Below are 12,724 nucleotides of genomic sequence, written 5' to 3' on the forward strand. Positions count from 1 at the left end.
CCGCTATCGGGAGCAAGCCCCCTCCCACATTGAACCTGTTTCACATCGGGATTTTTGTTTGGGGCTCAGGCTTTTTGCCAGACCTTGGGCTTGAAGAACAAGGTCTCGCCTCGTACCAAACCAGTCAGGCTGTCGTGGTCCTTCACCACTTCGGCTTCGATCAGCTCGCTCTGGCCTTCGACCTTCAAGGTGACCCGCGTGGTCGCGCCCAACGGACGAATATCACGCACTTCGGCCGCGTGATGATCTTCCAGTTCGTGGCGCGACAGCGACACTTCGTGGGGGCGGAACAGCACGTGCCGGTCTTCACCCAGGTGCAGGCGGTTGGAGTCGCCAAGGAAGTGGTAGACGAAATCGCTGGCCGGGTTTTCGTAGACGTCGCCCGGTGAGCCGATCTGCTCGATCACGCCCTTGTTCATCACCACGATGCGGTCGGCGACTTCCATGGCCTCTTCCTGGTCGTGGGTCACGAACACCGAGGTCAGGTTGATGTCTTCGTGCAGGCGCGCCAGCCAGCGGCGCAGTTCCTTACGCACCTTGGCATCGAGGGCGCCGAAGGGTTCATCCAGCAGCAGCACCTTCGGCTCGACCGCCAACGCGCGGGCCAGGGCGATACGCTGGCGCTGGCCGCCGGAGAGTTGTTCCGGGTAACGGTCGGCCAGCCAGTCCAGCTGCACCATGTTCAGCAGTTCGTGAACCTTGGCCGCAATCTGGCTTTCGTTCGGGCGCTGGTTCTTCGGCTTCATGCGCAGGCCGAAGGCGACGTTGTCGAACACGGTCATGTGGCGGAACAGCGCGTAGTGCTGGAACACAAAACCGACGTTGCGATCACGCACGTCGTGGCCGGAGACGTCTTCACCGTGGAACACGATGCTGCCGTCATCCGGGGTTTCCAGGCCGGCGATGATGCGCAGCAAGGTGGTCTTGCCGCAGCCGGAAGGCCCAAGCAAGGCCACCAGCTCGCCACTCTGGATATCCAGGTTGATGCTGTCCAGGGCCTTGAAGGCGTTGAAGTTCTTGCTGACGTTACGGACTTCGATCGACATGACTTATTCCTCAGCCGCACTGGCGCGCAGGCGATTAATACGGTTCTCGCTCCACTGCTTGAGCAGCAGGATGAAGAGCGCCAGGATCAGCAGCAGACTCGCCACCGCAAACGCGGCAACGTGGTTGTATTCGTTGTAGAGAATCTCGACGTGCAGCGGCAAGGTGTTGGTCACGCCGCGAATATGGCCGGACACCACCGACACCGCGCCGAACTCCCCCATGGCCCGCGCGGTGCACAGCACCACGCCGTAGATCAGGCCCCATTTGATATTCGGCACGGTGACATGCCAGAACATCTGCCAGCCATTGGCGCCCAGCAGGCGCGCGGCCTCTTCTTCCTGGGTGCCCTGCTCCTGCATCAGCGGGATCAGTTCGCGGGCGACGAACGGCACGGTGACGAAGATGGTCGCCAGCACGATGCCGGGCAAGGCGAACACGATCTGGATGTCATGCTCCTGCAACCAAGGGCCAAACAGGCCCTGGGCGCCGAACATCAGCACGTAGACCAGGCCGGCGATCACCGGGGAGACCGAGAACGGCAGGTCGATAAGCGTCACCAGGATGCTCTTGCCACGGAACGAGTACTTGCTCACGCACCAGGCCGCACTGACGCCGAATACCAGGTTGAGCGGCACTGAAATCAGCACGGCGATCACCGTGAGTTTCAGTGCGGACAACGCGTCCGGTTCAAGGATTGCGGTGAAAAACGCACCGAGGCCGTTCTTCAAGCCCTGGGACACCACGATAAACAGCGGCAGCAGCAGGAACAGGAAGAACACCAGCCAGCCCAGGCTGATCAGGATGCGCCGGGAAACAGCGCTGCCACGGCGGGCTGCGTTGGCCGAGGATGCCGCGGAAATAGACGATTGGGACATGTTCCGCGCCTCCTTATGGACGTTCGATGCGCCGCTGCAACAAGTTGATCAGCAGCAGCAGGACAAAGGAAACCACCAGCATCAGTACGCCAATGGAGGTGGCGCCGCGGTAGTCGTACTGGTCGAGCTTGACCATGATCAGCAACGGCAGGATCTCGGTTTTCATCGGCATGTTGCCGGCGATGAAAATCACCGAACCGTACTCACCGACGCCACGGGCAAACGCCAGGGCGAAACCGGTCAGCCAGGCGGGCAGCAGCGCGGGGACGAGGATGTAGCGGAACACCTGCAACGGCTTGGCGCCCAGGCAGGCGGCGGCTTCTTCGATTTCCCGGGGGATATCCGCGAGTACCGGCTGCACCGTGCGCACCACGAACGGCAGGGTCACGAAGGTCAGCGCCAGGGTGATGCCCAAGGGGCTGTAGGCGATCTTGAAGCCCAGGTCGGCGGCGAACTGGCCCACCAGGCCGGTCGGCGTGTACAGCGCAGTCAGGGCAATACCGGCCACGGCGGTGGGCAGGGCGAACGGCAGGTCGATCATCGCATCGATGATCTTGCGGCCGGGGAAGGTGTAGCGCACCAGCACCCAGGCCAGCAGCGTGCCGATCACGCCGTTGATCAGGGCGGCGTACAGCGCGGTGCTGAAGCTCAGCTTCAACGCCGCCAGCACACGGGGTGCGGAGATGATGTTCCAGAACTGATCCCAGGTGAGTTGAGCGGCGTGTACGAACATCGCCGCGAGGGGGATGAGTACGATCAGGCTGAGGTACACCACGGTGTAGCCCAGCGTCAGCCCGAAGCCGGGTATGACGGGGGAAATACGACGCGACATAAGAGTCCTTGGTTAAAGGTAGAAACCACTGTAGGAGCGAGCTTGCTCGCGAAGACCTCAAGGGCACCGCGCTCATTCAGAATGCCCGCGTCATCGTTGACGATCTTCGCGAGCAAGCTCGCTCCTACCGGTACTTTGGCTTACTGCGCCGTGTAGATCTGGTCGAACACGCCACCGTCGTTAAAGAATTTCGGCTGGGCAGTTTTCCAGCCGCCGAAGTCTTTGTCGATAGTCACCAGGTCCAGTTTCGGGAACTGCTGGGCGTATTTGGCGGCCACTTTTGCATCCCGTGGGCGGTAGAAGTTCTTCGCCGCAATCTCCTGGCCAGCCGGGCTGTACAGGTGCTTGAGGTATTCAGTGGCGATCTCGGTGTTGCCCTTTTTCTCGGCGTTCTTGTCGACCACGGCCACCGGCGGCTCCGCAAGGATCGACAGGGACGGCACCACGATGTCGAACTTGTCGGCGCCGCCGTCTTCTTTCAGGGCCAGGAACGCCTCGTTTTCCCAGGCCAGCAACACGTCGCCCTGACCGTTGTTGACGAAGGTAATGGTCGAACCGCGCGCGCCGGTGTCGAGGATCGGCACGTGCTTGAACAGCTCCTTGACGTATTCCTGGGCCTTGGCTTCGCTGCCACCGGATTTCAGGCCGTAGGCCCAGGCGGCAAGGAAGTTCCAGCGCGCACCGCCGGAGGTTTTCGGGTTAGGCGTGATCACGGAAACGTCTTTCTTGATCAGGTCGCCCCAATCCTTGATGCCTTTAGGGTTGCCCTTGCGCACCAGGAACACGATGGTCGAGGTGTATGGGGTGCTGGCGTCCGGCAGGCGGGTCTGCCAGTTTTCCGGCAGGGTCTTGCCCAGCTTGGCGATTTCGTCGATGTCACCGGCCAGGGCCAGGGTCACCACGTCGGCGCGCAGGCCGTCGATCACTGCCCGGCCTTGCTTGCCCGAACCACCGTGGGATTGCTGGATCTTGACGTTATCGCCGGGGTGGGACTGTTTCCAGAAGTTGGTGAACTCAGCGTTGTAGTCCTGGTACAGCTCACGGGTAGGATCGTACGAAACGTTGAGCAACTCGTAGTCCTTGGCAACCGCGGAACCGGCAAACACGGCGCTGGCCAGGGCGGCCAGGGCATAACGGCGAATCGACGACATAGAAGCTCCTGAAAATTCTGGGTGTTGGCTTTTTCTTATAGTGACGGGGTCTATCGCCGTTATTGCTTAGCTCGGTTTGTTACCCGGGTTCTGCAAACGGAATTTTTCCTTGCGTTCGATCTGTACCACTTGAGCGTTGTGCACAGTGATTTCCACCGCGCCAAACCGCAGATCGCGCAAGGCGCTCTGGATCTCGCGCAAAATGGCTGCTTCGTCCTGGCCGTCGACGCTACGTAGAGATGCGCTCATGGTCTCGCTCCTGAAATGAATAGTGCCTCGCAGTGGCGGCACTGCTTGCGGCGTAGGGCGATAGTAGATAAGCGCGGATATTCTTAAAAATACTATTTAAGAATGTTTATATAACCAGAAAGAATTTTCTGGCAGGACGTGGGGTTGCGCGCTTGTTTTGCGCCCAAGCGCTGAAATAACGCCTTGTGAATATCCAAATGTGGGAGGGGGCTTGCCCCCTCCCACATTTGAATGCATTTCAAGGCTGGAGAGTGGGTGCGCAGTTCCAATCAATCTCGTCCGCCGGCATCGGCCGCCCAAACCAGTACCCCTGGCCCATATCGCAGTGCTGCTCCAACAAGAACCGCGCCTGCTCCACCTGTTCGATCCCCTCGGCATGCACCTGCATGCCCATGCTTTTCGCCAGGGCGATCACCACCCGCACAATGGCGGCATCGTCTTCGTCCCACGGCAGCCCGGCGACAAAGCCCTGGTCGATCTTGAGTTTCTGCACTGGCAGGCGCTTGAGGCGCAGCAGGGAGGAATAGCCGGTGCCGAAGTCATCGATGGCCAGGCGCAAGCCCAGTTCGCGCAGGCGGTGCAGTTGTTCCAGGGCCACTTCGGGGTCGTCCATCACCGCGCTTTCGGTGACTTCCAACTCCAGGAAGGCCGGATCCAGACCGGTATCGTGCAGCACCTGGGCGACTTGATCGTAGAGTTCGCGCCGGGCAAACAGGCGGCTGGATACATTGATTGCAATAAAGCTCAGCGGCGCGCCGTCGGCCAGCCATCGGCACATCTGTCGGCAGGCCTGGTCCATCACCCATCCATCGATCTCGGCAATCAACCCGGTGCGTTCGGCGATGGGGATGAAATCACCCGGCGGCACCAGGCCACGCTCGGGGTGTTGCCAGCGCACCAGTGCTTCGACGCCGATCAGGCGGCTGGTGTGCAAGTCGTGCACCGGTTGGTAGTAGACGCGCAACTCCTGCTGTTCGAGGGCGCGGCGCAGTTCGCTGGCGATTTCCACCCGGTTCTGCGCATGGGCGGTGAGTTCTTCGGTGTACAACGCGTAGCCTTCGCGGCCCACGCTTTTGGCCTTGAAGAGCGCGGAATCGGCGTTGCGCAACAATTGCTCGGCGCTCAGGGCATCATTGGGGAACAGGCTGATGCCAATGCTGGCGCTGATAAACAGCTGATGGCCGTCAAAGATGAACGGCTGCTTCATCACATCCAGCATGCGCTGTGCCAAAGCCGCCGCCTGCACCACCTGTGAGCAGTTTTCCGCGAGCACCGCGAACTCATCCCCGCCCAGGCGCGCCAGGGTCACGCCGGGGCCGAACAGCGCCTTGAGCCGCTCGCCCACCAGCTTGAGCAACTGGTCGCCCACATTATGGCCAAGGCTGTCGTTGATGATCTTGAAGTGATCCAGGTCCAGCAACAGTAGGGCGCAGCCGCGCTTGTGGAGTTGCGCCGAGGCCAGCGCCTGCTCGGCACGGTCGGTGAACAGCAGGCGGTTGGGCAGGTCGGTCAGCGGGTCGTGGTGGGCCAGGTGGGCCAGTTCGTGCTCGGAATCCTTGATGGCGCTGATGTCGGAAAACACCGCGACGTAATGGCTGATATGGCCCAGGTCATCGTGAATCACGCGAATGGTTTGCCACTGTGGATAAATCTCACCGCTTTTGCGCCGATTCCAGATTTCACCGCTCCATTCACCGGTGTGTTCCAGGGTCTGGAACATCTGTTGATAGAAATTCGACGAATGGCGACCGGACTTGAACAGGCTCGGCTGCCGGCCCATGACGTCTTCGCACTGGTAGCCGGTGATTTCCATGAAGGCCCGGTTCACATGCACGATCAGGCCCTTGGCGTCGGTGACCAACACCCCTTCGCGGGTGCAATCGAACACGGCAGCAGCCTGGCGCAGGCGCTCGCGGTTCTCTTTCAAGGGTTGCTGCTGGTCGGCCCGGGCAGATCGGGCACAGATCAGGTAGATCAACCAGGCACTGAGCGCGACCCACACATAACCGCGCACCTGCAACCACCGGTGCAGGTCGGTCGGATTATCGAGAAACTCGATCAATACCCGATGAGTGAGGCCTATCCAGACGCTCGAAGCCAGCAGGTATACCAGCCCAGCACGCAGGGCTCCTCGGTATGAAAACAGCATATGCCCAGTAATCCTTACTAAAAGCCCAGAATCGTCCTACAAAGAATGGGGATTATAGGATATGTAACATCTCGTAAGTCTTATCTGAAAGGGCCGCTGGTTTTCTCTGTAGGCTTAGTGATAATGCGTGTGCTGTTCTTTTCTTTATCTGAGGGCCATACAGCCTATGTGGTACAACGGTTTTCTTGACTTGTCGGCCTGGCAACTGGTGGCAGTCACCCTGTTGATGACCCACGTGACCATCGTTGGGGTCACGGTCTATCTGCACCGCTATTCAGCCCATCGCTCCCTGGAGCTCAATGCCGGCCTGAAACACTTCTTCCGCTTCTGGCTGTGGCTGACCACGGCGCAGAACACCCGCGAGTGGACCGCCATCCACCGCAAGCACCACGCCAAGTGCGAGACCGTCGACGACCCGCACAGCCCGGTGATCAAGGGCCTGTCCACCGTATTGCGCAAAGGCGCCGAGCTGTACCGTGCCGAGGCCGAAAACCCCGAGACCCTGCGCATCTACGGCAAGAACTGCCCGGACGACTGGATCGAGCGCAAGATCTACACTCCTTATCCGCTGCTGGGTGTGGCGATCATGGGCGTGATCGACCTGCTGCTGTTCGGCGCCATCGGCATCACCATCTGGGCAATCCAGATGATGTGGATTCCGTTCTGGGCCGCCGGCGTGATCAACGGCCTGGGCCATGCCGTGGGCTATCGCAACTTCGAATGCCGTGACGCCGCCACCAACCTGGTGCCGTGGGGCATCATCGTCGGCGGCGAAGAGCTGCACAACAATCACCACACCTACCCCAACTCGGCCAAGCTGTCGGTGAAGAAGTGGGAATTCGACCTGGGCTGGGCATGGATCAAGGTGTTCAGCTTCCTGCGCCTGGCCAAGGTGCAGCGCGTGGCACCGATTGCCCACCGCGTGGAAGGCAAGGGTCACCTGGACATGGACACCGCCATGGCGATCCTCAACAACCGCTTCCAGATCATGGCCCAGTACCGCAAGTTGGTGATCGGCCCGTTGGTCAAGCAGGAGCTGGAAAAAGTCGATCACTCGGTGCGCCACCAGTTCCACCGCGCCAAACGCCTGTTGTCGCGGGAAACCAGCCTGCTGGATGACCGCCACCACCTGCGTATCCAGAGCATGCTGGAACACAGCCAGGCGCTGAAAGTGATCTACGAAAAACGCCTGGCGCTGCAGCAGATCTGGCTCAAGACCAGCTCCAACGGCCACGACATGCTCGCCGCCATCAAGGAATGGGTGCACGAGGCCGAAGCCAGCGGCATCCAGTCCCTGCGGGATTTTGCCCACCAATTGAAGACCTATTCGCTGCGTCCTGCGGCGGTCTGACAGTAGCGTGGGAGGGCTTGCCCTCCCACCCATCAGCTTTTTGGCGCCATTTCTCGGACACCGTCAATCGAGCCTGTTGACGGAACTTCACTGCAATTCGCCTCTCTCAATGAACACTTCGCCATCATGGTGGCCCCTTGTAGTGACCGCTGCTCGATCTTGCGGCGCGCCCAGAGAGAGTTGTGCCGATGGTTCTCGAAAAGCCCTTCACCGCCGACAGCCCTACCGCTGACCCTCCGCGTCCGGCCGCGGCAGCAACCCTGCTGGCACTGGTACATGCCCAGGGCGAAGTCGAGCGACTGAGTGAGCGCGAACAATTGCTCAGTTCTCTGCTGGTCAGCGTAAACGCCGTGCTGTGGGCCATAGATTGGCAAACCCGCCGCGTGCTCTACGTGAGCCCGGCATACGAGCGGATTTTTGGACGTTCCGCCGGCCTGCTGCTGGCCGACCACCGCGAATGGCGCAACAGCATTCACCCCGAAGACCTCGACTACGCCGAACACAGCCTGGCGCGCGTGCTGGAGCAGGGAGCCGTGGAAGACCGCGAGTACCGCATCATCACCGCCGACGGGCAGATCCGCTGGCTGAGCGACAAGTGCTACATCAACCAGCAGGTCGAACCCGGCGAGCCGGTGATCGTCGTCGGCATGGCCGAAGACATCACGGAAAAAAAACAGCTGGAACTGGAGCTGCACCGTCTCGCCACCACCGATGTGCTGACCCAGAGCAGCAACCGCCGACACTTCTTCGAATGCGCCAACCAGGCCTTCGACAGCGCCTGCGCCCAAGGCGCGCCGCTGGCCTTCCTGCTGCTGGACATCGATGACTTCAAGGACGTCAACGACACCTACGGCCACCTGGAGGGCGACCAGGTGCTGCGGCGTATCGCCGAGAGCGGTCGCGGGGTCCTGCGCCGTGGCGACCTGTTCGGGCGCATTGGCGGCGAAGAGTTCGCGGCCGTTCTGCCGGGTTGCGCGCCGGAGATGGCGCTGCAAGTGGCTGAGCGCCTGGGCAGGGAGATCCAGGAACTGAGTTTCAGCTATGAAGGCCAGGCGTTCAGCGTGACCATCAGCCAGGGCCTGGCCAGCCTGACCGAGGAAGACTCCACCCTGGACAGCCTGTTCGCCCGCGCCGATGCCGCCATGTATGAGGCCAAGCGCCTGGGCAAGAATCGCGTCATCGCTGGCTGAATGCAGATCACTGTGGGAGGGGGCTTGCCCCAATGCCGGTCAGTTAAGGGACAGAACGGACAACCCGTCACCTGTGGCGAGCGGGCTTGTCGAATCGTCGCTCCGCCCGCGTTGGGCTGCGCAGCAGCCCCAAAACCAAGCGCAGAGGAGTGCCTGATACACCGCATTTTGTCTTTATCAGGGGCGCTTCGCACCCCAGCGCGGGACAAGCCCGCTCACCACAAGAATGCGGTTGCCTGAAATTATTTATGCAAAACTCAAGATTTTAGAGTGAAATTTTTTACCCTTTAAAATCAGTAAGTTATTTTAAATTTGATAAGAGCTGGCTTGCTTCTGACGCACAAAAAAACCCGCCGAAGCGGGTTTTTCTTATCGATCAGGCCAACTGCCGCTTACAGCTCGGAGAAGCACTCTTCGATGATCGCCAAGCCTTTGTCCAACTGCTCGTCCGGCGAGGTCAGCGGCACCAGTACGCGCAACACGTTGCCGTAGGTGCCGCAGGACAGCAGGATCAGGCCCTTGTCACGCGCCTTGGCCACCACGGCGGCAACGGCTGCGGCGTTTGGCTTGTGGCTGTCGCCGTCTTCGAACAACTCGACCGCGATCATCGCGCCCAGGGCACGCACGTCACCGATCACCGGGTACTTGGCTTGAATCGCCTTGAGGCCAGTCACCAGGCGCTCGCCGACAGCCTTGCAGCGGTCCAGCAGGTGCTCTTCCTCAAACACGTCCATCACCGCCAGCGCAGCGGCGCAAGCGATCGGGCTACCGGCGTAGGTGCCGCCCAGGCCACCTGGGGCAATGGCGTCCATGTATTCGGCCTTGCCGCACACACCGGCCAGCGGGAAACCGCCAGCGATGGATTTGGCGAAGGTGGTCAGGTCGGCGGCAACGCCCATCTGTTCCATGGCGAAGAAGGTACCGGTACGGCCGGCACCGGTTTGCACTTCGTCGGCGATCAGCAGGATGCCGTGCTTGTCGCACAGCTCACGCAGGCGCTTCATGAACGGCTTCGGCGCGACGTAGAAACCGCCTTCGCCTTGGACCGGCTCGATGATGATGGCGGCAATATCACGCGGCTCGGCATCGTTCTTGAAGATGCGTTCGATGCTGGCGATGGAGTCGTCGTCGCTGACACCGTGCAGTTCGTTCGGGTACAGCGCGCGGAATACGCCGCCGGGCATCAGGCCCATGCCGGCCGAGTAAGGCACGACTTTACCGGTGAGACCCAGGGTCATCATGGTACGGCCGTGGTAGGCGCCGGTGAAAGCGATCACGCCGGCACGGCCAGTCGCGGCACGGGCGATTTTCACGGCGTTTTCAACGGCTTCGGAACCGGTGGTGACCAACAGGGTTTTCTTGGCGAAATCGCCGGGGACCTTGGCGTTCACTTTTTCGCACACTTCGACGTACGGCTCGTAGGCCAGTACCTGGAAGCACGTGTGGGTCAGCTTGTTCAACTGTTCGGTCACGGCGGCGATGATTTTCGGGTGCACGTGGCCGGTGTTCAGCACGGCGATACCGCCGGCGAAGTCGATGAACTCGCGACCTTCAACGTCGGTCACGGTGGCGTTCTTCGCGGATTCGGCGAAGATCGGGTGAATCTGGCCAACACCGCGCGGTACAGCGGCTTCGCGGCGTTTCATCAGGGAAGCGTTGGTCTTGCTCATAAAGTCCTCATTCGCCACTCATCGGGTGGCGTTGCTCAAGGAATACGTGGCGGGGAGGCAACTACGGCAGCATGCGATGATCGACTGCCACAGCTTTCCCGGCCACTACGAATAACGATGTGAAACACGCAAAGGGTCAGCGCTCTCGTGCCCTTTGCGTTTGCTGCAATCTCTTACGGGGCTTAGATGCCCAGGCAGAGGTATTTGATTTCCAGGTAGTCCTCGATCCCATACTTGGAGCCTTCACGGCCCAGGCCCGAAGCCTTGATGCCGCCGAACGGCGCCACTTCGTTGGAGATCAACCCGGTGTTGACGCCGACCATGCCGTATTCCAGGGCTTCGGCCACACGGAACACACGGCCCAGGTCGCGGGCGTAGAAGTAGGACGCCAGACCGAATTCGGTGTCGTTGGACATCGCGATCACTTCGGCTTCGTCCTTGAAGCGGAACAGCGGCGCCAGCGGGCCGAAGGTTTCTTCCTTGGCGACGGCGGCGTTTTTCGGCACGTCGACCAGGATGGTCGGTTCAAAGAAGTTGCCTTCCATGACCTTGCCACCGGCCAACAGCTTGGCGCCTTTGCTCAGGGCATCGGCGATGTGTTCCTGGACCTTGGCCACGGCTTTTTCGTCGATCAGCGGGCCGGTGGTGGTGCCTTCTTCCAGACCGTTGCCGATCTTCAATTTGGCCACCGCGACTTTGAGTTTTTCGGCGAACGCGTCGTACACCGAATCCTGGATGTACAGGCGGTTGGCGCAGACGCAGGTCTGGCCGTTGTTGCGGTACTTGGAGATGATCGCGCCTTCGACGGCCTTATCCAGGTCCGCGTCGTCGAACACGATAAACGGCGCGTTGCCGCCCAGTTCCAGGGAAACTTTCTTGATGTCCTTGGCACATTCGGCCATCAACTGGCGACCGATTTCGGTCGAGCCAGTGAAGGACAATTTACGCACGATCGGGTTGCTGGTCAGCTCGCCGCCGATGTCGCCGGCGCTGCCGGTAACCACGCTCAGCACGCCTTTCGGGATACCGGCACGGTGCGCCAGCTCAACCAGGGCCAGGGCCGAGAACGGGGTTTGCGAAGCAGGCTTGATCACCATGGTGCAACCGGCGGCCAGGGCCGGGCCAGCTTTACGGGTGATCATCGCGGCCGGGAAGTTCCACGGGGTGATGGCGGCGGTCACGCCGATAGGCTGCTTGATCACGATCAGGCGCTTGTCGGGCTGGTGACCGGGGATCACGTCGCCATAGATGCGCTTGGCTTCTTCGGCGAACCACTCGATAAAGGACGCAGCGTAGACGATTTCGCCCTTGGCTTCGGCCAATGGCTTGCCTTGCTCGAGGGTCATCAGGCGACCGAGGTCATCCTGGTTTTCGATCAGCAGCTCGAACCAACGGCGCAGCTTGTTGGCGCGCTCCTTGGCGGTCAGTGCACGCCAGGCCGGCAGCGCCTTGTCGGCGGCTTCGATGGCGCGGCGGGTTTCCGCGGCGCCCATCTTTGGCACGGTGCCGATAATCTCGCCCGTGGCCGGGTTGTTGACCTTGATGGTCGATCCGTTGTCCGCATCCACCCAAGCACCATCGATAAAGGCCTGCTGGCGGAACAACTGGGAATCTTTGAGCTGCATGTCGGCTTTCCTTAACAGCACCGCGCGCACGCGGAGCGAATTAGAGTTGTTGAAAGGCGCCTTGTGGGCTGCCGTCAGGGAAATCAGCCCCCGCGCGCGCGATCAGTGAATGGCGCACGAGAGACAGAGCGTTTGAAATCTCAAACGAATCCTAGGATCAATGGGGGTACAGGGCAATAGTCTGTTCGAAAAAAAGAACGAAAACGGCGCATTTGCCGGATTTTTCTGATCAGCGTGATTTGAGCGCGTTCCGCCGCGTTGACCAACGGCGCCCGGCGCAGGGCCTCTGCGCGGCAAATGCCTACGTTTGAACGGCCAAAGACCGGCATGGACGCCCAAGGTCGACATGGGTATGATGTCGCCCGCACAAGCATCCGTAGCTCAGCTGGATAGAGTACTGCCCTCCGAAGGCAGGGGTCGTGGGTTCGAATCCCGCCGGGTGCACCATATAGCAGTCTCGGGCTGTCTCAGACAGTCTGCGAAACACCCCAAGAAGCCCGCCCTGTGCGGGCTTTCTTGTTTCTGACGGTCCGTGCCCCCCCTGTCGCGCCTTTTAATCACACGCCTTAACGTCCTCATAAACAC

Annotated in this window: 10 protein-coding genes and 1 tRNA gene; 3 read left to right on the forward strand and 8 right to left on the reverse strand. The window is 60.8% G+C overall.

Annotated elements, in window-relative coordinates; all coding sequences use genetic code 11:
- Window positions 1-65: 65 nt before the first annotated feature.
- The 6 genes from Q8X51_RS17470 to dibA all read right to left on the reverse strand — a co-directional run bounded on the left by Q8X51_RS17470 (window position 66) and on the right by dibA (window position 6,303).
- The gene (locus Q8X51_RS17470; RefSeq protein ID WP_065948539.1) at window positions 66-1,046 is read right to left on the reverse strand and encodes a sulfate/molybdate ABC transporter ATP-binding protein; all 981 of its coding nucleotides are present in this window, start codon (window positions 1,044-1,046) and stop codon (window positions 66-68) included.
- A 3-nt stretch (window positions 1,047-1,049) separates the two neighbouring features.
- On the reverse strand, window positions 1,050-1,922 hold the full coding sequence (gene cysW, locus Q8X51_RS17475; RefSeq protein WP_065926322.1) for a sulfate ABC transporter permease subunit CysW: 873 nt from the start codon (window positions 1,920-1,922) through the stop codon (window positions 1,050-1,052).
- Window positions 1,923-1,935: 13 nt separating this feature from the next.
- Window positions 1,936-2,754, reverse strand: a complete 819-nt coding sequence (gene cysT / locus Q8X51_RS17480; RefSeq protein WP_027607868.1) for a sulfate ABC transporter permease subunit CysT — start codon at window positions 2,752-2,754, stop codon at window positions 1,936-1,938.
- 140 nt (window positions 2,755-2,894) lie between these two features.
- The gene (locus tag Q8X51_RS17485; RefSeq protein WP_053137687.1) at window positions 2,895-3,905 is read right to left on the reverse strand and encodes a sulfate ABC transporter substrate-binding protein; all 1,011 of its coding nucleotides are present in this window, start codon (window positions 3,903-3,905) and stop codon (window positions 2,895-2,897) included.
- Window positions 3,906-3,971: 66 nt separating this feature from the next.
- A complete protein-coding gene (gene oscA, locus Q8X51_RS17490; RefSeq protein WP_003170956.1) occupies window positions 3,972-4,154 on the reverse strand; it encodes a sulfur starvation response protein OscA in 183 nt (60 codons plus the stop codon).
- Between the two features lie 238 nt (window positions 4,155-4,392).
- Window positions 4,393-6,303 carry a phosphodiesterase DibA gene (gene dibA / locus Q8X51_RS17495; protein ID WP_065926321.1) on the reverse strand — a complete coding sequence of 637 codons (1,911 nt, stop codon included), beginning with the start codon at window positions 6,301-6,303 and terminating at the stop codon, window positions 4,393-4,395.
- Between the two features lie 166 nt (window positions 6,304-6,469).
- Here dibA and desA point away from each other — a divergent pair, with 166 nt between their 5' ends.
- Together desA and Q8X51_RS17505 are read left to right on the forward strand one after the other, a co-directional pair.
- Window positions 6,470-7,654, forward strand: coding sequence for a delta-9 fatty acid desaturase DesA (desA, locus tag Q8X51_RS17500; protein WP_065926320.1), 1,185 nt, complete (start codon window positions 6,470-6,472; stop codon window positions 7,652-7,654).
- A 188-nt stretch (window positions 7,655-7,842) separates the two neighbouring features.
- Window positions 7,843-8,844, forward strand: coding sequence for a sensor domain-containing diguanylate cyclase (locus Q8X51_RS17505; RefSeq protein ID WP_065926319.1), 1,002 nt, complete (start codon window positions 7,843-7,845; stop codon window positions 8,842-8,844).
- Between the two features lie 392 nt (window positions 8,845-9,236).
- Here Q8X51_RS17505 and gabT read toward each other — a convergent pair whose 3' ends face one another.
- Window positions 9,237-10,514 (reverse strand): 4-aminobutyrate--2-oxoglutarate transaminase, encoded by a 1,278-nt coding sequence (gene gabT / locus Q8X51_RS17510; protein ID WP_065926318.1) that lies wholly within the window; start codon window positions 10,512-10,514, stop codon window positions 9,237-9,239.
- A 182-nt stretch (window positions 10,515-10,696) separates the two neighbouring features.
- Window positions 10,697-12,139 carry an NADP-dependent succinate-semialdehyde dehydrogenase gene (gene gabD, locus Q8X51_RS17515; RefSeq protein ID WP_065948543.1) on the reverse strand — a complete coding sequence of 481 codons (1,443 nt, stop codon included), beginning with the start codon at window positions 12,137-12,139 and terminating at the stop codon, window positions 10,697-10,699.
- 370 nt (window positions 12,140-12,509) lie between these two features.
- On the opposite strand from gabD, the gene Q8X51_RS17520 reads away from it, so the two are divergent.
- A tRNA-Arg gene (locus Q8X51_RS17520) sits at window positions 12,510-12,586 on the forward strand.
- Window positions 12,587-12,724: the final 138 nt, after the last annotated feature.

The organism is Pseudomonas sp. Yb2C2, from assembly GCF_052112325.1.
In the GTDB taxonomy this organism is placed as follows: Bacteria; Pseudomonadota; Gammaproteobacteria; order Pseudomonadales; family Pseudomonadaceae; genus Aquipseudomonas; species Aquipseudomonas marginalis.

What these genes read in the sequence shown, in the direction of transcription:
- Q8X51_RS17470 (WP_065948539.1), bottom strand. Translation starts at nt 1,046, where the DNA reads ATGTCGATCGAAGTCCGTAACGTCAGCAAGAACTTCAACGCCTTCAAG.
- Q8X51_RS17505 (WP_065926319.1), top strand. Translation starts at nt 7,843, where the DNA reads ATGGTTCTCGAAAAGCCCTTCACCGCCGACAGCCCTACCGCTGACCCT.
- Q8X51_RS17485 (WP_053137687.1), bottom strand. Translation starts at nt 3,905, where the DNA reads ATGTCGTCGATTCGCCGTTATGCCCTGGCCGCCCTGGCCAGCGCCGTG.
- gabD (WP_065948543.1), bottom strand. Translation starts at nt 12,139, where the DNA reads ATGCAGCTCAAAGATTCCCAGTTGTTCCGCCAGCAGGCCTTTATCGAT.
- dibA (WP_065926321.1), bottom strand. Translation starts at nt 6,303, where the DNA reads ATGCTGTTTTCATACCGAGGAGCCCTGCGTGCTGGGCTGGTATACCTG.
- cysW (WP_065926322.1), bottom strand. Translation starts at nt 1,922, where the DNA reads ATGTCCCAATCGTCTATTTCCGCGGCATCCTCGGCCAACGCAGCCCGC.
- gabT (WP_065926318.1), bottom strand. Translation starts at nt 10,514, where the DNA reads ATGAGCAAGACCAACGCTTCCCTGATGAAACGCCGCGAAGCCGCTGTA.
- cysT (WP_027607868.1), bottom strand. Translation starts at nt 2,754, where the DNA reads ATGTCGCGTCGTATTTCCCCCGTCATACCCGGCTTCGGGCTGACGCTG.
- desA (WP_065926320.1), top strand. Translation starts at nt 6,470, where the DNA reads ATGTGGTACAACGGTTTTCTTGACTTGTCGGCCTGGCAACTGGTGGCA.
- oscA (WP_003170956.1), bottom strand. Translation starts at nt 4,154, where the DNA reads ATGAGCGCATCTCTACGTAGCGTCGACGGCCAGGACGAAGCAGCCATT.